Annotated in this window: 18 protein-coding genes and 1 pseudogene; 8 read left to right on the top strand and 11 right to left on the bottom strand. The window is 49.8% G+C overall.

The features are described 5' to 3' along the window. Positions 1–685 precede the first annotated feature (685 nt). Positions 686–1,102 carry an organic hydroperoxide resistance protein gene (locus tag D8U82_RS00085; protein WP_130901424.1) on the top strand — a complete coding sequence of 139 codons (417 nt, stop codon included), beginning with the start codon at positions 686–688 and terminating at the stop codon, positions 1,100–1,102. Between the two features lie 2,029 nt (positions 1,103–3,131). Here the strand turns inward: D8U82_RS00085 and D8U82_RS00080 are convergent. After that, positions 3,132–3,638, bottom strand: a complete 507-nt coding sequence (locus D8U82_RS00080; protein ID WP_206663318.1) for a RidA family protein — start codon at positions 3,636–3,638, stop codon at positions 3,132–3,134. A 632-nt stretch (positions 3,639–4,270) separates the two neighbouring features. Here D8U82_RS00080 and D8U82_RS00075 point away from each other — a divergent pair. Next, complete coding sequence (locus D8U82_RS00075) at positions 4,271–4,474, top strand: YbdD/YjiX family protein (RefSeq protein WP_130901423.1); 204 nt, start codon at positions 4,271–4,273, stop codon at positions 4,472–4,474. Between the two features lie 124 nt (positions 4,475–4,598). On the opposite strand, the gene D8U82_RS00070 is transcribed toward D8U82_RS00075, so the two are convergent. After that, positions 4,599–5,483, bottom strand: a complete 885-nt coding sequence (locus tag D8U82_RS00070) for a dihydrodipicolinate synthase family protein (RefSeq protein WP_130901422.1) — start codon at positions 5,481–5,483, stop codon at positions 4,599–4,601. 24 nt (positions 5,484–5,507) lie between these two features. Then, on the bottom strand, positions 5,508–6,290 hold the full coding sequence (locus D8U82_RS00065; RefSeq protein WP_130901421.1) for an aldolase: 783 nt from the start codon (positions 6,288–6,290) through the stop codon (positions 5,508–5,510). Between the two features lie 150 nt (positions 6,291–6,440). Between D8U82_RS00065 and D8U82_RS00060 the strand changes: the two genes are divergently transcribed. Continuing rightward, positions 6,441–6,992, top strand: a complete 552-nt coding sequence (locus tag D8U82_RS00060) for an XRE family transcriptional regulator (RefSeq protein ID WP_130901420.1) — start codon at positions 6,441–6,443, stop codon at positions 6,990–6,992. A gap of 376 nt (positions 6,993–7,368) precedes the next feature. On the opposite strand, the gene D8U82_RS00055 is transcribed toward D8U82_RS00060, so the two are convergent. After that, on the bottom strand, positions 7,369–8,706 hold the full coding sequence (locus D8U82_RS00055) for a HAMP domain-containing sensor histidine kinase (RefSeq protein ID WP_130901419.1): 1,338 nt from the start codon (positions 8,704–8,706) through the stop codon (positions 7,369–7,371). Continuing rightward, positions 8,703–9,443, bottom strand: a complete 741-nt coding sequence (locus D8U82_RS00050; RefSeq protein WP_130901418.1) for a response regulator — start codon at positions 9,441–9,443, stop codon at positions 8,703–8,705. Before D8U82_RS00050 ends, D8U82_RS00055 begins: the two co-directional genes overlap by 4 nt. A 304-nt stretch (positions 9,444–9,747) precedes the next feature. Here D8U82_RS00050 and D8U82_RS00045 point away from each other — a divergent pair, with 304 nt between their 5' ends. The 4 genes from D8U82_RS00045 (at position 9,748) to D8U82_RS00030 (ending at position 12,596) form a co-directional block, all read left to right on the top strand. Then, a complete protein-coding gene (locus D8U82_RS00045; RefSeq protein WP_130901417.1) occupies positions 9,748–10,017 on the top strand; it encodes a DUF2790 domain-containing protein in 270 nt (89 codons plus the stop codon). Beyond that, a complete protein-coding gene (locus D8U82_RS00040; RefSeq protein WP_347238732.1) occupies positions 10,004–10,465 on the top strand; it encodes a hypothetical protein in 462 nt (153 codons plus the stop codon). Before D8U82_RS00045 ends, D8U82_RS00040 begins: the two co-directional genes overlap by 14 nt. A gap of 77 nt (positions 10,466–10,542) precedes the next feature. Beyond that, positions 10,543–11,757 carry a cytochrome c biogenesis protein DipZ gene (locus D8U82_RS00035; RefSeq protein WP_130901415.1) on the top strand — a complete coding sequence of 405 codons (1,215 nt, stop codon included), beginning with the start codon at positions 10,543–10,545 and terminating at the stop codon, positions 11,755–11,757. A gap of 239 nt (positions 11,758–11,996) precedes the next feature. Next, positions 11,997–12,596 (top strand): DUF6088 family protein, encoded by a 600-nt coding sequence (locus tag D8U82_RS00030; protein ID WP_130901414.1) that lies wholly within the window; start codon positions 11,997–11,999, stop codon positions 12,594–12,596. Between the two features lie 280 nt (positions 12,597–12,876). On the opposite strand, the gene D8U82_RS00025 is transcribed toward D8U82_RS00030, so the two are convergent. From D8U82_RS00025 to D8U82_RS00005, 6 genes are all read right to left on the bottom strand, one after another. Then, a complete protein-coding gene (locus D8U82_RS00025; protein ID WP_130901413.1) occupies positions 12,877–13,245 on the bottom strand; it encodes a hypothetical protein in 369 nt (122 codons plus the stop codon). A gap of 136 nt (positions 13,246–13,381) precedes the next feature. Further along, the gene (locus D8U82_RS00020) at positions 13,382–14,500 is read right to left on the bottom strand and encodes a hypothetical protein (protein WP_130901412.1); all 1,119 of its coding nucleotides are present in this window, start codon (positions 14,498–14,500) and stop codon (positions 13,382–13,384) included. Positions 14,501–14,755: 255 nt separating this feature from the next. Continuing rightward, positions 14,756–14,884: a hypothetical protein gene (locus D8U82_RS28570; RefSeq protein ID WP_277751184.1), complete on the bottom strand. Its 129-nt coding sequence runs from the start codon at positions 14,882–14,884 to the stop codon at positions 14,756–14,758. Positions 14,885–16,116: 1,232 nt separating this feature from the next. Beyond that, positions 16,117–18,267 (bottom strand): hypothetical protein, encoded by a 2,151-nt coding sequence (locus tag D8U82_RS00015; protein WP_130901411.1) that lies wholly within the window; start codon positions 18,265–18,267, stop codon positions 16,117–16,119. 8 nt (positions 18,268–18,275) lie between these two features. Beyond that, complete coding sequence (locus D8U82_RS00010) at positions 18,276–19,751, bottom strand: site-specific integrase (protein ID WP_177434091.1); 1,476 nt, start codon at positions 19,749–19,751, stop codon at positions 18,276–18,278. Continuing rightward, on the bottom strand, positions 19,741–20,901 hold the full coding sequence (locus tag D8U82_RS00005; RefSeq protein ID WP_177434090.1) for a tyrosine-type recombinase/integrase: 1,161 nt from the start codon (positions 20,899–20,901) through the stop codon (positions 19,741–19,743). The genes D8U82_RS00010 and D8U82_RS00005 overlap by 11 nt, the downstream gene beginning before the upstream one ends. A 466-nt stretch (positions 20,902–21,367) precedes the next feature. Here D8U82_RS00005 and D8U82_RS28635 point away from each other — a divergent pair. Next, positions 21,368–21,483, top strand: a pseudogene (locus D8U82_RS28635) (YebG family protein); the annotation flags it as partial.

Here is a 21,483-nt window from a genome sequence, read left to right as displayed (position 1 = left end):
CAAGAGACGGTCGATTGGAGTTGCGCAGTCTTTAGCTTTCTTCGCGCGAGTTACTACGGCCACCGCCTCAGGCACCGAACTCCGACGTTAAAACGGATTCTGTTTCGCGGTCGGGTCGCTGAAATATTTACGCCAAATCGAAGCGTCGTCGGTGCCGCAACATCGTGTTTTGATGCAGGCCGCCCGCGAGCAAATCGGTCGGTTCCAGGTAGGGAACCTCATGCAGAATCTATAGTTACTAAACGACCCAGATAAGATGCCTACAAACAAGTGAAGAATGCTCCAGAGCATGAACCATCGCGGATATCGTTGATAGTGCGTCGATATAGCGCTTGTTCGCAGCTTGAAAACTGACTTGCTACGCCCATGGGCTACACGCCAACTCAAGAAGCGCACCGCCACCAGTCACTACCTGATGCTCCGGCACAACTGCCTTAGACCACACCAATTCGATAAACGGATGACATCCGCTCAGGCCGAGCTAGCGTCGCATCTTGGACTAGTTAACCCAACACGCCCCTACACCATGCACTGGCAGCCTGGATCATGGTCCGATTAGGGTCGATACCTTAGTGCAATCGTCAGACAAAAATCATTCTGTTCTGATTTATCCCCCGTGACTTAAGACGTTGAATAATCGGAATTGGATGCGCCCATTTGCGGCCGATCCTATCAGGAGCAGTATATGACAGCTGAAAAAGTTCTATATGTCGCGAACGTTCGCACCCATGGCACTCGCGACGGCGGTACGTCCCGTAGCGACGATGGTGCTTTAGATATTCGACATTCGCTGCCTGGCAGCAAAGGCGGAGGTACCAACCCCGAACAGCTGTTCGCCGCTGGTTGGTCCGCTTGTTTTGACGGGGCTCTGGGTCTTGCGGCGGGAAAATTAAAAATTAAACTACCTGAAGACGTGACGATTGATGCTCGAGTCGCGCTTTGCAAAAATGACGATGCTTACTTTCTGAGCGCTCGACTGGACATTTCCCTACCAGGACTGGATCGTGATGTAGCTCTTAAGCTAATTGATGCTGCACATCAAACATGCCCATACTCCAAGGCTGTACGCAACAACATTGAAGTGACTCTTAATCTCGTATGATGAAAGTTAGCTATGGATAGCAGCATCAATGGCTGGGAAGAGTTCGAACAGCTCGCTTTAGTTATGGCAATGATGTTTGATGCCCCCAACCCGTAAGATAAGAGCTATTTCTTCGAACCCAGGCTTTGGCCTGGGTTTTTTTTACCTTCGCTGTAGGGACAGCGACATTGGAGTAATACTCACTCCTACAAAGCTCGGATCGCAGCAAGAAGACGCCGAAGGTACAATGAATTATCAACTCAATGCCTGCCTGCCTGCCATTCACACGATCTAGCCTGGCGCTGTGAACGCCAACCTGCACAGCGGGACCCCCTTTCGCGAATGTAATATTCAATATAGAACGAAGTCCGGAGCAGCCCTCCTCTGTTGCTACTAAGAATTCTGAAGTGAGGCCAGCGGAACCCGATCATGGTAAAAAAAACATCAGAATGCCGTCTTAGTTATCCGCATGGTTTCGTCCGCAGCGGGCATCTTGGCCGTTGCCGTGAAAAACGCAAAAAAAAACCAAGCAAAGCTTGGCTTAGAGAATGACCTCTTAAGGGATGTACCGTGCGTCGAATTAGCAATTGACTGCGCGTCGCGAAAAATATTACACAGAAGAACTATTTTAGCTAGGTTCTCAAATGCACTAGGAAGGCATTACATTAACATCACCGCATAATAATATAAATAAGTTTAGAGTGCTCGCTATAAATTTTCTGCAGTCGTCGGCCGTGTCGAAGGATGAGAAATATCAAATGGACAATTAGAAAATAGCAATGCCTTACTCACACGAGTTGACTTTAGTGTCAATAGGTACGCCTGTTGAAGCTGTGATTTTACGCCCACGCAGCTCCATCAAGCGTTCAGTTCAAAGGTCCGAGACATCTGCTGAAACCATTGCTCAGAACCTCCCAGCCGTATAATGCCCCAGCAAAAATCGCTGACATTTAGAGAACCTTCGTCACTGCGAGGGACTGTGAGGGGGCTACGGGTAGCACTCGCTCCAGTAACAAATGTTTCAAGGTGTTGCATAGTACCCGTGACCGACGCCCAACCTCCGTTGCCACCACGTGCTGCGCTTCACTCGCGATGAGCTAAGGCACATTAGAACAGGATAGTAATGAAGCTACGACTGTACTTAGGTGTTGGTGAGCCTTGCGAATAATAGGTCGGCTGGACGTGTTTACGTTGTTGCCTGTTTTCTCGTTCCATACCAACCCGTTGGTATAACATCTAGATCGGTGCAAAACCGTATAATTCATTAGATCCCAATGGACAACTCGGAAAAAATATTTCATATCAACGCTTCGTCGCATCACTAAGCTCAACTAAGCAGGTATTTTTGAGGATGGATTATATGCCCTTTGTATTATAAAAATTTCAGAGCGCCATTTAATGTCACTCATCGCAAAGGGCTGATACGACAAGTCCTATAAATAAAATTTCTGCGATATAAATAGCTAACCTTAGAAGGTTGGTGCGCAATGGCGTGATATGGGAACGGATGAGATAAACCTTTAGAGGATTAAGAGGCGCACTCCAAAGGCTCGCTAGTTATTTTTGGATCCACGGGAACTTTGGATTGAATTGGCACAGTCTGTCTGTTACCACAGAGTGGCAACCAAACTAGAGAGATCCGCAATTACCATCACGACGAATATCGAGCTTTTCATTTAATCAACATCATTCATACATAAGCTGATTCACATATTTCATCTACCTCAGCGGTCGCACATATCGAGTCAAGCTTGAATTTAGCCAAAAACCGTCTTCGGCCAGCTATTTATTAGTTCTAACGCCATCTAATTTAGGATCGCTAATTGCACAAACTGATGCTTAGAACAAGCGAGTACGGCAATCTAGGAAGTATAACGATGGATTCGTTACTGCGATGGAAAAGCGTTGAATACAAAAAAGCTCACAATTACCGGCTCAGACCTCACTGATTCGTCACGAGAACCTTGCAGCGCAAAGCCTCGTTACTCCCAGGACGGTCGATGGCCAGCCAAGCGTATAGCTACGCCGAACATAGCAGTGAATTCCTAGATTAATCATGTCGCTTAGCAACTGATGCGATCTCAATACTCGCTCCTTTCGGTAGACGCCTGACCTCTACAGTGACTCTTGCTGGATAGGCAGCTGAAAAATAGCTGCTATACGCCTCATTCATTTTTTCGAAATCGTTCAAGTCAGTAAGGTAGATCGTAGTTTGAACGATATCGCTCATATCCAATCCGTCAGCTGCAAGAATAGATTTGATGTTATCTAGTGATCGCCGGGTCTGCGATTCGATATTCTTTTCATCCGGCAAGTTTCCGGTAGCTGGGTCTATCGGGAGCTGCCCTGAAAGGTACAACGTACCTCCCGAGCGAATCGCTTGAGAATATGGCCCTAAGGCTGCTGGAGCATTTATGGTTGTCAGAACCACATCCTGTTCGGATTGCGTCACTGCTGCTGAAAATTGTGAATGGAATGCGATTATCGCCACAACTGCTCGGGTCGAGATCCAGTCCATGAGAATACGGACGGTCCTGGGTTTGGAGAATGTGATCATTGCGGCAACCTTCTGAGATTAAATCGGACTCTATTCCACCTCATCAAAGTATCTGAATTATGTCTGTATCCGCGCATTTAGTAAGCTGTTATTTCTTGAAATCTAGCAAACTTGCTCTCTGCTCTCTGCTCTCTGCTCTTTGCTCTCTTGCGCTTCAAGCCCAGAAAGTATTAGACTCTGCTCAGAAACCTCATGATCTGTTTTCTCGCATATAAGTATAGTGCCCATATCGCAGTGATGCTGTTGGTGTACTGCCCGCAAGCAGCGCCCAATGCAAGGGTGGTCTCGCGTCCTGCTAAAGAATTCGCATATGCCACGTAAGCTAGTCGGATGATGCTTTTTGGTAACCACGCGGCATTTTTTTTTGGCACGAGAACACAAGCGGCACTTGATCCGGGATCTCTTTGGCTGCACAGTAAGATGCTGGGCAGCATAAATGATGTAATTTTAATCGAATATATCAACTTACCACTCACCTGGTATTCCCGTGCTGATTCTGAATGACTTGGATAGTCCTTCGGAATCACTGGTCAAAGTGCGATAACGCCCTCATCGCAACGACAGAGACTTTTTACGAGGCAGTTTCTCGATATCGTCCACAGAGTCCTCCCCTCCTATATAGAGCCTAGCCCATGCCTGAATCAAAGTTACGCCGAAGCTTCAAATGGCTCCGACAGTTAACGCGCCTAATGAATGGTATACCGGACTATGAAAACTACGTGCAGCTCAGAGCCGTCAGCCATCCAGGCGAGCCGGTAATGACTTACGAACAATTTTTCCGAGATCGACAAGAAGCGCGTTACAGCAAGCGTCAATGCACGACTCGCTGTTGTTGATATCAGCCAGCGATTACCAAAAAGAAAACCGCTTCGGATGAGCGGTTTTTTTTGCAAACTGACAATTAAAGTGTGCCGTGGTGGCCGCCATTGAGCATTTTCTTTTCCTCCACGATCATCTGAGTCAGGATAGGTCAGCGAGAAGATTGACCAGTTGCTGGCGGCCTTCATCACCCAGCGGAAACACAGGAAGGCGTGGTGCGCCTACGTCCAGACCACTGAGTCTTAGTCCTGCTTTAATGGTGGCGGGCAACCCGCCTTTGAGAATGAAATCCAGCACCGGCAGTTGACGGTAAAAGCATTCACGAGCACGGCGCAAATCGCCTTCCAAAATAGCGTGATAAAGCTCGAGGTTGAGCGCTGGTATCAGGTTAGGTGCAGCGGTGCACCAACCCTTGGCACCCGCGGCAAAGGCTTCTAGTGCCAAAGGATTGCAACCGTTATAGAATGGAATTTGACCTTCACCAAGCAGCTGCAATTTGTGCATACGCTGAATGTCCCCTGTGCTTTCCTTTACCATCGTGACGTTCTCCACGGAACCAACGATTTTAAGAATCAGCTCAACTGACATGTCGGTACCGCTGGTGGCCGGATTGTTGTAAAGCATAATGGGTGTGGCAATGCTGTCACCGATCGCTTGGTAATGCTGCAAAATCTCTTTCTCGCTCAGCTTCCAGTATGAGGTAGGCAATACCATGACTGCATCAGCGCCGCGGGATTCGGCAAAGCGTGCGCGCTGGATAGCTTTTGCGGTGGTCAAATCGGACACGCTCACAATGACAGGAACGCGTTTGTTGATGTAAGCCATACTGAATTCGGCGACTTCCTGCCATTCATGATCGCTCAAGTAGGCACCTTCACCCGTGCTGCCCAGCGGGGCGATCGCGTGGACACCTCCGTCAATAAGACGATCAATTGACTGGGCCAGGGCAGGTAAGTCAAGACTGATCCCGTCTTTGGTGAAGGGAGTGATGGTGTAGCCGATGATGCCGTGGATAGAAGAGGACATTTTAGATTTCCGAGTGATCAAACATTAGTTGAGGCAGTCAGCGTGTTTGCGCAAGACGCGGCGCACGTAGTAATTAAATGCAGCGGCATGGCGGCGAGGCCTGGAGATCCAGTCATGCGCCTCAGCACCCAGCTCGTAGGGAATAGGCTTGACCTCTCCAGCGGACATCGCAAGCAATTGCAATTCGGCTGCGCGCTCAATTAGCACAGAAACCACACAGGCTTCCTCTACGGTACTTCCCGTGGAGAGTTGCCCATGGTGCGAGAGCAGGACGGCGCGCTTATCCCCTAGAGCAGCGGAAATGATCTCGCCTTCTTCATTTCCAACGGGAACACCTGGCCACTCCTTGAGAAATGCGCAGTCATCGAAAAGAGGACACATATCCATATGCGATATTTGCAGTGGAACTTCGAGCATCGACAGCGCTGCAACATGCATGGGATGTGTATGGATGATGCATTGGACATCTGGGCGGGCGAGGTAGACCCATGTATGGAAACGGTTAGCCGGGTTCGGCATGCCGTAGCCTTCGAGAACTTCCAAGTCTTCATTGACCAGCAGAAGGTTGCTGGCAGTGATCTCGTCAAAGCCGAGCCCAAGTTGTTGGGTGTAAAAGGTGCCCGGTTCCTGGCCTCGTGCGGTAATCTGCCCAGCTAACCCAGAGTCATGTCCATTTTCAAAAAGGATCCGGCATGTGAGTGCTAACTGCTGTCGTCGCGTCCAATTACTGTCTTTTAAGACACGATCCATATGAGCGTTCGCCTGAGTTTTAAGATGATCTTTCGTGAGTCCTAATGTTGTTGCCATGGCATACCTCCTCGCAGGATGAAAGTCGCTGCTGTGTGGAACGTGGCGAACCCCTTGACAGGTTCGGAAAGAGAATGACACAAAATCATACTAATGACACACAGTGTCATTGGCAACGCAAATTTCTATCCTCTACGGAAAACCTTTCTCATGTCTATTCGTTTGAAGCTTCTACGTAAGAAAATGGGAGTGACACTGGAAGCGCTGGCCAATACTTCTGGTCTCACTAAAAGCTATCTTTCCAAAGTCGAGCGCGGGCTAAGCACTCCTTCGATTTCTACAGCGCTTAAGCTCGCAAGAGCGCTGCATGTCAACGTCGAGGAGTTATTCAACGATGCGCCTAGTGATCTGGACGGCTACAGCCTGGTTCGCAGTAACAATCAGCCGTTGCTGGCGAATGGCGAGCACGGCTCCAAATACGCGTTGCTAGCCCATCAAGTCAGCGATCGAAATCTGCTGCCATTCCTAGTTTTCCCCCCCTTCGAATTCGCCGGCACCGCTTTCAAAGAGCACGTGGGCGAGGAATTTCTGTTCGTTCATGAAGGAAGCGTCGAGGTAGACTTCCTGAATGAAAGCGTGGTGCTTGAGCGTGGTGATGCTCTGCACTTTAATGCCCAAAAATCCCATCGTTTACGCTCAGTCGGGGAAGCCCAAGCTCAACTGCTAGTGGTTGTACACAGTAAGGAAGCGACATCCGATTAAGGCTTAATGATCCACACGATTTTGGCGCTAAGCGACCTCCGCGACCGTCGCAAGATCTCTTTATCCGTCGCTGTTATGCACCGCCTCCTCCGGGTACCTCTGACCACCCCCACGTTAAACGTCAACACCAATACTTTTTTGCAGCCGTCAGAATCCAAGTCGACATCATGGAGGCCGGGAACATTTCTTAGTGCAGCCGACTCATAATGACGCTCACCGATCAGAGCGCTATGTCCCGAACAGGCCGACCGGAAAAGATGTTACTGGCAACCAGTTACATCAGATCTATCGATTTGCTGCCGAAGCATGAAAAATAGTGGTCTCACCTGTTGCCGACTAGCCGCGAAGCCGCGATCAAAAGAAACTTGTCGAAAACTCATGGCATAGGCGTCGGTTTTTCCTGACAGCTACTATCGAACATCAGCCTTAATTCCGCACACAGTCCACCACCCTCGCGACTGCTAAGAAGCAAGGAACCGCCGAGGGCCATGGCTAGTTGCTGCGCGATGGCAAGCCCAAGGCCCGTGCCGCCCGTGTTGCGGTTGCGCGAATTCTCCACTCGGTAAAACGGTTCCATCACCTTCGTCAGTTCTTCTTTGGCGATACCCGGACCGCGATCCATTACCTTGATCGAAAAGCCGCGATTATCGCGTTGAATCTCTAACTCGGCGGCGCCGGCGAATTTCAGCGCGTTGTCAGTCAGGTTCACTAGCACCCTGCGCAAGGCATGGGGGCGAGTATTGATGACCGCGCCACTTCTGCCACTCGACCGCACCTTTTTGCCCATGTCCTGATAATCGAACACCAAGCTGTCAAGGAAGGAATCCAGATCGGTGCGCCTACTTTCTTCGGTGGATCCGTGGACGCTGCGAGCATAAGCCACGCCTTCTCGCACCAGATGCTCCATTTCGCCAAGGTCGTTACACAGCTTGTCTTTCTCGGCCGAATCGTCCATGAATTCTGCGCGCAGCTTCATTCGTGTTATTGGGGTTTGCAGGTCGTGAGAAATCGCTGCGAGCAATTGCATGCGCTCCTTAAGATAAGTAGCAATGCGCGCCTGCATTGCGTTGAACGCGCGAGCGGCGTAAACCACTTCGCTCGGCCCATTTTCTTCTAGGTGTATAGCGTGGGCATCGGGGTCGAGGGTTTCCGCTGCATTGGCGAGGCGCGTGAGGGGGCGGATAGCGATGCGCACCGCCAGCCAGGTACACGCGATCATCAGCACTAGTTGCCCGAGCAATACAAATGGCAACCATGGCGATAACGGTGACATTGACGGACGGACATCGATGACCACAGGACTGCCGTCGCTTAGGCGAAGATGCCCCTGAAAACGCTGCCGTGGACCAGGAATATCAGTGAATGTCAGCGGATATTTTTCCCCTATGGCATCGGTAATCGACGTCACGGCGATCGGCACATCTCCCGACGCCATCGGCGTGCCTGGATCACCCTCGCCCAGCACATAACCGTAATTTCGACGTGCAAGACGGTTGAGCCACGCCGGACGCTCCTCGGCTGGCAAACGGTCAAGGATTGCAATCGACGTAGACACGTCGGTTTCCAGATTGCCGAGCATAGTGTCCTTCGCGGTTTCGTAGCGCTCGTAGTATTGCGCGCCAAACGACAGCGCCTGAGCCAGGATCAGGCCAATCAGGAAAATCAGCGACAGTCGGGAAGCGAGGGTGCGCGGCCAGCGCATAGCGAAATTCATGCAGGGGCTCCGAGGACTTCGACCGGTAACGAGAACACATACCCCTCGCTGCGCACAGTCTTGATGTAAGCCGGTTCTCGGGCGTCGTCGAGCAGACGCTGACGCAGACGACTTACTAGCAGGTCAATGGAACGGTCGAACAGATCGGCCTCGCGCCCCTTGGTAAGGTTAAGCAGTTGATCGCGGCTCAACACCCGTTGCGGATGATCGAGGAACACCCGCAACAAACGGTATTCAGCACCACTTAAGGCGACGAGGGTGCCGTCCTTGTCCAGTAGATGTCGAGCGGAGGTATCGAGCTGCCAGCGACCAAACCCTAGCAGCCGGCCGCTTTCGGTCACAACCAGATTTGGTGGCAGCATGCGCGTACGTCTCAGCACGGCATTGATCCGCGCCAACAGTTCGCGGGCAGCAAACGGCTTGGTTACGTAATCGTCGGCACCCATTTCCAGACCAATGATGCGGTCTGTTTCATCATTCCGCGCGGTGAGCATGACGATCGGCGTGGCCCTGTGTTTGCTCGAGCGCAGTTCGCGACATAGTACGAGGCCGTCGTCGCCGGGCATCATAATATCGAGCACGACCAGGTCGACGGTGTTGGCCTCCAGAAAACTACGCATCTGTCGGCCATCGGCAACTATTGTAGTGCGCACGCCGTTCTTCTTCATGTAATTGCCTACCAGTTCACGAATCTCGCGGTCGTCGTCGACAATCAGGATGTGATCGACATGTTCCATCGGGCCAAACCTCAATTCAGGGGGAAGGACGCCGTGCAGTCGCTAAATGCCAGCCACCCGCCCCTCGCTGCATTTCTAATAACTCTATTTTGATTCACCGCCAATACAAGCCGGCGGCAGCCACGATTTTTACAGGGTTTTGTAACGCGGTGTATTACCGAAAGGTATTGATACTTTGCGATTTATACCCGGTGTTTTCCGACACAGACGAGATACGTCGCGAGCTTTAAATAGCGTTCATCGAGGCACATACAGCCCCTCGGCCCAATCAACAACTTAACCATGAAGCTCTGAGGAAGACACCATGAACACCAAGGCCAAATCGATCGCTTCCGCCTGCCTGTTTGCAGCGCTAAACATCTGCACGCTGTCAGCCCGCGCCGAAGTCGACGTGGCTCCGCAAACCTACTCCTACGGCAGCCACCTAGACATCCAGAAAGTGGTGTCGCTGACGCAGGATAACTCGATGACTTGCGGCATCGTCGACGCCCGCCTGACGTACCTCGATTCAGCCGGCAAGACCCAAGTGCTCGACTACCGCAAGTTTGCCGATGGCTGCAATGAAGACAACTGATTACGCACTTCAAAGGACAATCATTATGAACAACGTATTGCGCTTTCTGACCGCTATTGCCTTCTCTCTGGCCGGCATCGCCGCTCACGCCAACGCTACCGTCGAACAGAACAGATGTGGCAACAATTCGTGCTTTCAACTTTCTTCGGTGGTCAAGCAGGGCAGCGACAGCGTGATCGCCGCTGACGGCACCAGTCGCACCCCGCTGGGCCAGACACTGGCCGCCGACGGCTCCAGCCGAACCCCGTTGGGCCAGACGCTGGCCGCCGACGGTTCCAGCCGCACCCCGTTGGGCCAGACCCTGGCCGCCGACGGCTCCAGCCGGACCCCGTTGGGCCAGACACTGGCAGCCGACGGTTCCAGCCGCACACCCCTGGGGCAGACGCTGGCTGAAAACAGTGCCAGCCGTACGCCGCAAAGCCAGTGGCTGGATAACCAGGCGGCCTGAGTATTGATGGGACCTGACCGTTGCGGTCAGCCCGCAATCCAGTGAACAGATCATCCCTCATTTAAAAGGTGGACATCATGTTTCTAATCGCTTTCTTGGGCGGTCTGTTGACAGTCCTCAGTCCCTGCATTCTTCCGGTAGTGCCTTTTCTGTTTGCTGGTGCCGATCGCACGCGTTCCTCGATCGTGTTGACCCTGGTCGGCATGGCCCTGACCTTCGCGCTGATTTCCAGCCTGGCGGTGGTCAGCAGCGAATGGGTAACTCAGGCGAATAACACCGGCCGCCACATTGCACTGTTCGTGATGGTACTCTTCGCCCTGTCACTGGTGTCGGCGCGGATCGGTGAATGGCTAGCGCGGCCGTTTGTGCGGCTGGGCAATCGCCTCGATCCGGACAGCCGCAAGCCGTCCGGGCCGATCACCTCGATCATGATCGGTGTCGCCACCGGCTTGCTATGGGCGCCGTGCGCCGGGCCGATCCTTGGCGTGATCCTGAGCGGCGCGATGCTGCAAGGCGCCAACGCCCAGACCAGCCTGTTGCTGTTGGCCTATGCGGCAGGCAGTGCGTTGTCGCTGGGCACACTGATCTTCGCCGGTCACGGACTGCTCCATCGCCTGAAACGCTCAATCCCCTTCACCGGTTTGTTCCGTCGGGGTGCTGGCGTCGCGGTGCTGGCTGGCGCCGCGGTGATTGCAACGGGTGCCGACAAGACGCTGCTAGCGAACACGTCGTCCGAAGGCGTCGCCAGTGTCGAGAAAAGCGTGCTGAAGAACGCGCCGAAAATCATCGACTACTTCATCAGCAAAGTGCGCGCCGACTCTACTCAGGACGAGGCCCGCAAGGGCGCTATGCCGTCGCTCAACGGTGCGGTGCAATGGCTCAACTCCCCGGAGCTGAGTGCAAAATCGTTGCGAGGCAAAGTGGTGCTGGTGGACTTCTGGACCTACGACTGCATCAACTGCCAGCACACGCTGCCGTACGTGAAAGAGTGGGAGAAGAAGTACGGCAAGGACGGACTGGTGGTGATTGGCGTGCACACCCCTGAATACGGCTATGAGCGGATCATCGACAACGTCAAGGACCAAGTGCGCAAGCTGGGGATCACCTATCCGGTGGCGATCGACAACAACTACGCGATCTGGCGCAACTTCGATAACCAATATTGGCCGGCGCATTACCTGATCGATGCAAAGGGTCAGGTGCGCTACACCCACTTCGGCGAAGGCCGCTACGACGCGCAAGAGAAAATGATCCAGCAATTACTGCAAGAGGCCAAAGTAGCCAATACGTAAACTGGCAAAATCAATGGCTCACAGGCATCGCGTCGTGAGCCCTTATACTCTGTCATACGCAAGAAGCTGCGCCAGCACGATTCAACCTCATTTGTCGTGCTGGCAATGCTTGCCGTCACTGACAGGTGATCAGGCTAGTAGTGCGCTTCTAGGGCAAGTTGAGCATGGTGTCTGCGTCTAACGTCGCTAGGCTCCATGCCTAAGGAAGTGTCCACAACCCGTCTGATATTGGATTAGCTGTGTCTATTGCAGAATGTATTTCAAAACGTATCAAGCGTATGCCCAAGGGGAGGCCCTTTGTCAGGGCGGTATTCCAGCGAACGGGCTCCCGCTCCGCGGTAAACAAAGCTCTGTCTCAGATGGTGTTTAGGGGTATCCTGGAGCGCATTTCCCGCGGAGTTTACATGCGTCCCAAGTACAGCCAATATTCTGGCAAAAGGGTTCGAGCCAACCCGATTTCTGTATTGGAAGCCGTTGCCAGGGCAAGAGGCGAGACTATCCAGATCCATGGTGCAGAGGCTGTTCGTCGACTGGGATTAAGTGTTCAGATGCAGGTTCTGCCTACCTTCTATACCAGCGGAGCGACCCGTGAGATCAAGGTCGGTAACGCGGTTGTCCGGCTGCGCCATGCGTCTCAGCAACGACTCCAGCGGGCAGGAACGCGAATAGGGACGGCCCTGACCGCATTTTTTTATCTTGGAAAAAATGGGGTGAATGAGGAGGTCGCAAGCAAAATTGCAAACTCGCTCAATGATGAAGAGTTCAACAAACTCATGGAATGCAAAATGCCTAAATGGATGCGCTCAGCACTGTCCAACTGCGCTAGAAATTCGCGCTAGAGAATAACCGCGAACAAGACAGTTTCTGAGCAGCCGGGATTGTGTCTAGTCGGGCGTGCAGCGGAAACTATCTCTACTGTCGTTTCGCTGATGCACCCTACAAACACGTTTTCGACTGATAGAAAGGTGCCGTCCGCTCAGTCAACGGGTAGGCGGTGTTTTCAAGACGACGCCCACCTAGGTTCTAAACAACCATCTCCTCAACATGTTGTGATACGGCTACAGCACTATCGCGTCGTTCGTCACAAGTCGCCAGCTCATGCTCGCCCTCAGAAATACCTCAGGCTCGTTCATCAAACTCCGCGCCGATCCATAAAACATTGCCTTTCGCATTTCTACCGACTTCCAACAGAGACGTCTGCCAATTTAGTCCAGGCTGGAAGAAATCCATGCAGTCATCCCTAGGCGAATAGCGCGGGCTGCCGAGCTGATTTGGACGGAATGCAGGAAGCAGATAACGGCAATCGTCAGCAAGTGATGTGAAGTAGCACCTAAGGTGGCCGGCTGCAGTCTGATTTGGCCAAACCTCGAAGTCGAGTAGTGTTGCCCACACACCCTCTGGAACATTCTTATATTCATACGAGGCGAGCTCTAGCCCAGCCTCAACTGCGGCGTTATAGCTCAACGCGCGCTGAGTCTCTTCTTCCATTGGCTCCCCGTTTTGATGTGTTTCTAGCTCAAGAAATAGACGAGCGCCAAAACCCGGACAAGAAAGGGCGTCTGGCGCTGTTTCAAGAATAAGCTGGCTGCAGGACTGAAAGAGCTAGCCTAAAATTGCCATAGACCTACCAACTCAACGGTTCCTCGGTTTGTCCGATGAAGGCAGTGCCATGCAGGAACGTGTTCCTTTCGTGCGTGGTGGTTAGAGGAAACCTGGCGTAGTGCGTGTGTGCCATCTGCCTCAACTGTTCTTGCAACTGCTCCTTCAAGCCTTCACTCTCAAGATTGCGGCCGTCTAAGACCTCGGCCGGCATGAAATTAGTAAGGTCGATGGGCTGCGCGTGGACTGTACCAATCCGTGATCGTAAGTTTATTGAGCAAAGCTCCACCACCAGGCCGGTAATTCCCTTCGTCAGCAGCTGCGTCAAAACCTTAAGTTTGCCCTTAGAGGAGAAGTTCGTCGCCTTGATCAGGGTGTTGTAGTGCGGTTTAAAGTAATTGATCAGCCCCGCTTCAGCCAGGGACACCACCTCCCTTCTACTTAACTGAACGTTTCGCAAGCGCTCCATATGAGCAGCATCTTGTTCGTCAGACGCCTGTGCCTCGACATTGAAATCGCCTCCGTTACTGATGATCGTTCTGCCATGTTCGAATCGATACAGCAACAGCAAAACCTCTCGTTCGGGAAAATGCGTTGAGGTTTCGGCGAGGATCTGCTGAAGCTTGTTGTGCGATAGCAAACGATCCAGAGCATTGCGAGGCTTGGTCCGGCCAACAGCCTGACCCACATAGAGCACCTCAAGATCGGTGTCGTGTGGCGTGAGCAAGCTCCTTGCCACGGCGATAATCGCGTTCACCGCAATGAATTGTTTTCCCGCTGGCGTAATGATGATGAGTGACGTGCCGTTGAGAGCTACCGCTATATCTTCGATGGGTACGTCTACAGGGATCGACGAAGGACTGATCTCGTAGGCAAAGGGAACCGCGGTCATACCGTTTTCACGCAACACCAAGAACTCGCCAATGAACGTTCGACCATTTAAGGAACATCCTTCCGGCTTGATGAAAATCCGTGGCCGGCGAGCGATGAGGTAGATGTTGCAGGCTAAAAGCGCTTCTGTATGCGCTAGATTGTCTCTGACGCGATAAAGATCCGCCGGCGTGATTATGGCCGGTAAGCTGGAATAGAGATGTGTAGCGCCTTCCATCGAGAACTGCCGGGTGATGTCTCCGAGATCCTTCATGTATTGCTTCCTCGTTACGTGATGTTGCCAATATTCGGTCAGGTGGCAATGTCTGTGTCTTATGGAGGGGAACGGTAAAAAGCTTGGCACAATGATGGCATATTATTAGTTCAATACCGGAGTTGCGTTCCTCACCGAAAGCTGATTTCAATCCTCTCGTGTCTGTGCACCGCTCATTCTTATAGCTCTGACGATCAACATGTTTGAGCCAGTGATTGGCCGTATAGAGAGCCTGGTGACCGCTACGACATAACTCTAAATCAGACGGTTGTTGGCCAGACCAAGCACCGCATTAATTGCGTGCGCCAAGCCGTCGATGGTGGCGCCAATCGGGAAGCCAACGCCAGACAGGATGCCTGAGAAGATCAGTGCAGCGACAAGCATCGAAAATCAGCTTCCAAGCAGAGAGCGCCGCAGCAAAAGACCTGCATCGATCTTGCTGAAGCCTCTTGCACCGATAAATCGAAGAGACAGCAGCTTTGGCGAAGAACATGCAAGACTAAAATTCCACGGTTATCACAATGCATGACATCAACAAAAAACCACCGATTGGTGGGTTTTATGTCAAGCCTTCGCCCCAGCATCAGTGGCATACGAGATTCGCGTTGGAGATCGAGACACGGAAGCGATTGCTGAGCAGGTCCGGTAAGCATGCGAAACCGCGGATACTGCTGTGCTATAGGGCAAGAGTTGGAGTCGGTTGGGGCTGTATGCGGCGTAAAAAGGTTAATTCCCCCGAGATATCCTGAATGAATCAGCCTTAAATACCGGCGTTTGCCCTTCCCCTCCATCTGGGTGCTGGAGCATCACGCACAGGTGCTTTATCGGAGGTGTAAGCATATATTGAGGCTCGCCGTACGTGTATTTGAAACACGGAAGAACGCCGACCGCTGGTTCCACGACCCAGCATACTGACAGGGTAATTTGATGGCACAGCATGATTACATCAGGATCAGGGTATATGCGTGGGGAGACGCTCTCAACCCAGATTGAATCTGGTGTCTATGTTTAGTGGGCTATGCATTTACCCATCAACCTGCCAAAACAGGTACCCGGTAATACTGTGTGATAAGAGACACATCGTCAAAAACCTCGACAAAAACGGGGGCAACACCTCGCTGCATGAGGCAATGGAAATCGCATGTTGACTCAACACAAAGGATGTCCATTACCAACAACAGAATTACATAAGATACACTCGCGATACGCTTGCTCGACCTTAAGCGCTGCAGGGGTGCGAATTACTAGGGCACGAACGTCAATTGAGTTACTTAATAGCGCTTCTAAGATAGCAATATACTGATGTCGCAGTGCAAAATACATAGCTTCACTCCTGAGCAAATCACTTTGGAGCTTCAAATTCTTCCGTTGCAGGTTCCTACATTTCGCGTCCCTATCAAATGTGCGTTTCGGGACACGTGAAGACTCCAATACGATATCAATTTCTGCCTGATACTTTCTGACCGTCTCTCTCGATACGCCGGCATAAACGGAAAACTCTTTTTGACTATATGTGTACCCCTGCTTACGATCGCTATATCTTTCAACAAGCTCAAGCAGCTTAAATTTTAAATGTTTTTTTAGTCTATCGCCTCTACAGTGCATTCCCAAAAGCCTCAGCAATCAATTTTCTTAAAAATCTCTGCCAACAAATAATTAGCAGAGTCCTCTACATTTTCAAAGTGCTTAAACTGTGGACTTGATTCTCCTCCAGCATCTACTATGTGCACCTTTAACAAAGTAGCTGCGTGAGCAATCTGCTGTATTTCGGACCTTTGCTTATCACTTTGCGAATCTACGATCAGCACCTCACATGGTTTACCATCTTTACCCTTAGCCAAACATGAAAGATGATTATGACAAGGTTTAAGCGCGAGATTATGTGCACATCCACCATGAGGCATCGGATTGATAACACGAATAGCAGCAGTCAAATAACTCTCGGCCGATTCACGGTCTGCTATTTTAAGCTTATTGAATGTAGTCTGTATCAGCCCTACCGTTTTGTCCTCCCTAACGCGCTGCATCATCTGTTGAAGCATCAACGACCTACTTAGAGCTGAAGTATGGTCATATACGTGAGCTTGAGCATATTCGGTCCTCCCCAAGATAACATTCACCTGAGCGTCAGATAAACCACCCTGTTTATATGCGGTGTTCAACCAATGACGAATATCATGCCAAGTAAATTCCGCGACGGCGCCAGTCCGAGGATCAAGAACATCGAACCTTTTGAATAAAGAATCTTCTTTTCCTGAAGTACCGTTTAGCCACTGGATGAATACTTTATCACTCACCTTTCTAAACTGATTAGACCGTGTGGACTTTGAAAACGATAAAAGGTTCCGCGAAATAACAAACAACGAATTTTCTGGCTCTAACAATGTTTCCGAACCAACTCTAACTGTGGGTGAAATGGAGTAACAAAAACCCTTCTCGTACTCCAGATCGCGTTCAAATGGAAAAACCTTATCTTGAAGTTGGCATGACAAAGCCTGTTCAAAGACATCAGCCACTACATTTCGCATAAAACTATTCGCAGAGAGAGTAATTCCACAACTCATCTCCATACACTTCGCGGTGATGGCATGTGGATGATTCCGAAGCTTCTTCTGCCAATTTTTAACTTCAAAGGTCACAGGAGAAAGCTTATTCGACTCATCTTGATATAAATAAATCTTCTCTGACATCGCTATCTGGCTGTAATACAACCTGTTAAACACACTGGTTGTCGTATTCAGATACGCGGCTGCCTTGCACGGTTTTTTGAACCGAACTAGTAGCCCTATAGCGTCAACAAATTGCCCAGTGCGAAAAAAATAGCTTCCTTTTGGAGTAAACAAACTATGTTCCAGTGTCCATTCCGAGGAAAATTTTTGTAAAAAATAACGTAGAGATCGTTCGGTACTGAATATTTTTTTCCAATTTAGCCCTGGAGTTGCCCGTAACATTTTTACTATTTCTCGCCCCTCAGAAGTATGCTGGGTGATGAAATCTACGGCCGCTTTCACAGCGGGGTACATTTCTTGAGGGAACGGCCTATAAAAAAGCGCCCCCCCTTTTTCAGGAAAAACTTTAAGCACCCATTTTCCTTGAAGTTTAATTAGACAGTTTAGAGGGAGACAAGCTAGTTCATTGACCCTACCGCCCAACACAATATTTATGACTAAGGCATTTATGAAAAACCTGTCACGGAGTGACAGCTCCTGGTGATTTGCTAGCGCCACGATATCTCGTAGAACTTCGGTTGGAAGCAGCTTCTTCTGCCTTCCCTCTTCAGAGCCATGTCTACCGTACTTAGGGCGAGCCTTTGGTGCCGCATACAATATCCTTAAGCCAAGCCTCATCTGCAGCCATTTAGAGAAAGCTTGGAGAACCGACAAGCTTGATACCTTACCCACAACACCACGTTCAATATAAGTTTTCTCAACAGCAATAAAATCAAGGAGATTCAGCTTGTAAATATCTTTAATACCTATTACTGAATCTAGCCTTACGAGCGCTTCAATAATGCCAAAAGCTCCACCATCGGCAATTCCTATTTGTACTCGCTTTGCGGCAATGTAGATTTTGGTCACCATCCTTAGATCAAGATTTTTTATCCGCCCGAAGCGAAGATTTAAACTCGTCAAATTTCCTGGCCTTGCTACCCAATCCAAGATATCCCATTCGTCACTATAGATATCTATCTCTGGGCTTAAAGCATACGCAAGTGAATCTGCAAGCTCGCGAAGTGCGCTAGGCACGTTTGTCATCATGGATTCCATGTAAACAGTCACTCCCCATTTTTTATTCTGTCTATAACATCCTTCACGGATTGGTAAACCCTTTCTAGATCTTTCAGAATTTTACTTCTCTCTTTACCGCCTTCAACGCTATCCCACCTAGCAAGCTCCGCGCCCAAGTATTCCAACGATTTTTGATGGTCAGCATCTCGCCACGCAACAAAATACCTACAACCGTTGTAACAACTAAAAAAAGGATGTTGACCGCAGATTCCACTATTGCCACATTCACCGACAAGTGCTGGTTGCTGTACGACGGGAATCAGAATGGGTGAGCCTACCCCTCGGGCACCAACTCGGCCGTTAAAAAAAATTCCATTTAGCTCTGAAAATACTCCACCGAGCTGTTTGTTTGCTCGCTCTAGCAGCGGGCAGAACTCCGATGCTAAACAATCAATGTACCAATCTGCCGAAGTAACAGAATCATGTTCTAACACATATTGAATCTCGTCTCTGGACGCACCTTGAGCAGCCATTTGAGTAGCTCCGCTATGACGAACACGATATGGCGTTAAAACCAAAAGCCGTTTGGTTCGAGGGCTAATAAGCCCTAGCCTTCTGCTCCACGACGATAAGCCACGCCCGAAGCCCGGTGTGAGACGCTCCTTCATATTTACAAGCAAGGTTTTATACTTGTCTTGCAAGATCTTTATACAAGGCTTAGCTGAATAGGTTCGTATAGCTAAAGCTAATTGCTCAGTAATAGGCCAGAGCTCTGGCGTCTGCCCTCTTTGTTTCTTAGCTTTTGGAATTCTCAGAAAAAACTGCTGATCAACTGCCGTGGCATCTGGCACCCATAAAGCGTCATTTAACATTTCAGCAAGTTGAATGGGTCGCTTTAATGTTTCGAAAGTAATCCACGTGAGTAGCCGGTTCGCTGTATCCGATATGGACTCATCTGGAGGCCCTGTCATCATAGCGCGCCGGACTATTTCAATCTCCGAACTGGTCAGAGCACCTCTAGTTTCATGCCACTCAAGAACTATTTTTTTCGACGCATTGTTTTTATTAACTTTAATCGCATCCAACTCTAAAGCGTGGACTTCATCCGCACCGGCCAAGCCTTTCAACGCTGCGTACCTATAAAACGATCTGAATCCCGACCGCCCATGCGATGATGTCAACGTTATATTAAACAAATCTCCTAAGGACAAATATGAAAAATCCGCCCACGATGCATTCCATTTAGTTTCCAAATCCGACAGAACAGAACAAAAATCAACCAAAATACCAGGACTGACCGACACAAGTTTAGCTTTCAAGTATTCCTTTGCTGCATTGATGATCGGGTCTGGTAGACTATACTTACTCAAATCTATTGAGCGCCTCCGCCTTCTCCACACCGCTTCGATTTTATGCGTAGTAACGTCGATAAAAAATGGATTTAACGAGTCCGCCCTGCATTCAATGTATAACCTGCCAGACTCATCAAGAAACTCTCCGAGATCATTCAACTCAATGGCCATTTTCAACCCTGTCCTTGTTGTTTTTAAGCAACCGGGCTCTAGTGAGATCTCTGATCGCCCGCTTTGCATAACGGTTCAGTGAATTCGGACTGCCCCAGCCCCCCATGTAAACTATATGATCAATTTCGGTAGCATTATTTTCGATTGAGGCTGCCGCTTCGTAAAGTCGATTGAAGACAGCATGTCGGACAATATGCCAGTGAAAAACACTGACGCACTCCAAGCGTATATCCTTTGATATCTTGCTCGCCGAAGAGCATGAAAGTGGGCTGCCAGCATTGGATGGGCCATGAGAAACGAACAGAAAATCGTGCAACAGAAATATGGTAGAGCGTTTTATTTTGTTAGCCTTTACTCTATATTCAGAAACGTATGCTTCGATGTACCCGATGATATCCTCATCTTCCGGAGCGAAATAAAGTAACCGCCCATAGGTTTTGACGAGCGGGTTATTTGGCGTCCGCGGATCCACATAATCTCTACCTCGCTCCTCTATACGAATGATCTCCAAAGACGGATGAGGCCCTGTTAGGTCTAGATCCTGAAGCCGAATAGCGAGCGCTTCACCAATCCTTAGACCAAACCTAAGAACCAGACGCCATAAAATATAATTCCGCAAATGCATGCCCCGCTTATCAGCAGCATTATGCAACCTGTTTTTCAGATATTCTTCAATCAAGCGTAATTCAGCATCAGTAAGATCTTGGGCAACGGGATCAGATTCCCGGCCACTCATCACATCACTCCACGCCTTCTTATGACTCTCTATTAGTTTCATATAATTGATATTACTGTCGACGAGACTGCTTACAAGCGGAGTATAGTTCTCAACAAACCATAAGCAAAATGAGCTACAGCTATGAAGAATTTTGGTTACATATCGATTTATCTGGTCGCCGTCTTGGGGAGGAGATATACCTTTCTCAAGCCAACGAGAAAAATTTTTAATGCTTTTAAAATCTAGACCAATTCCTTCTAGCAGCATTACCTCTATATCGATACAACTTACTTTTGCCCAAGTGAACAAAAATGCAATATGATAAAATATTGCCCTTATACTTGACTTATATCTCCGACCACCCATTGAATACGCCACTTCGTACACACTTGCACTTAAACTTGGAACACATGTTTCAACTGACGTTAACATGTATCTAGCCAAGCGACCATCTGAGTACTTTATAACTTTGTACTTTAGACCGAAGAGCCTAGTGGATAGGTTATTGCTAGCGAACTCAAGCATAAACTTTTGCCTCGCATAAGCCAGCTAAAGCCACACACCTAACCAGATGGCAAATTTTCGCATCCTGCAAGCAAACGCTAGAGAATAAAGGACATTTCGGGATCCGAAACTTTAAGAGAGAAAAAACGAATTTGTAAGCTTTGACAATCAGCGGCGAGACGCTAAAGGATAGTACCCGAAAAAAACAGCGAATCGATACGGGCCAATATTTACTCATGAATCTGCACCCCGACAATATTACAGTCATGGGGGCACAGATGCGAAGCCGCGGATGATTCCGTCGTCTATCTGCTATCCAAATACCCTAGGTGCTTCATTGGCACTGTTGTTCAAGGTAGACCGTCGAATAGTGATAATCAACCCCCTCTGATCAATGGTTAGAGAGACTCCAAAGCACTCCTACCGAATATCTAGGCACCCAAGATTGCAGTAAATCATGGATAAAGCCGAAGCTGATCGTCATGACAAAATGCTCGAACTGGCCGAATA

Source organism: Pseudomonas sp. Sample_23, assembly GCF_004307595.1.
Taxonomy (GTDB): domain Bacteria; phylum Pseudomonadota; class Gammaproteobacteria; order Pseudomonadales; family Pseudomonadaceae; genus Aquipseudomonas; species Aquipseudomonas atacamensis.
Note: the sequence above shows the minus strand (reverse complement) of the source record. Positions and strands in the feature narration are given on the sequence as shown.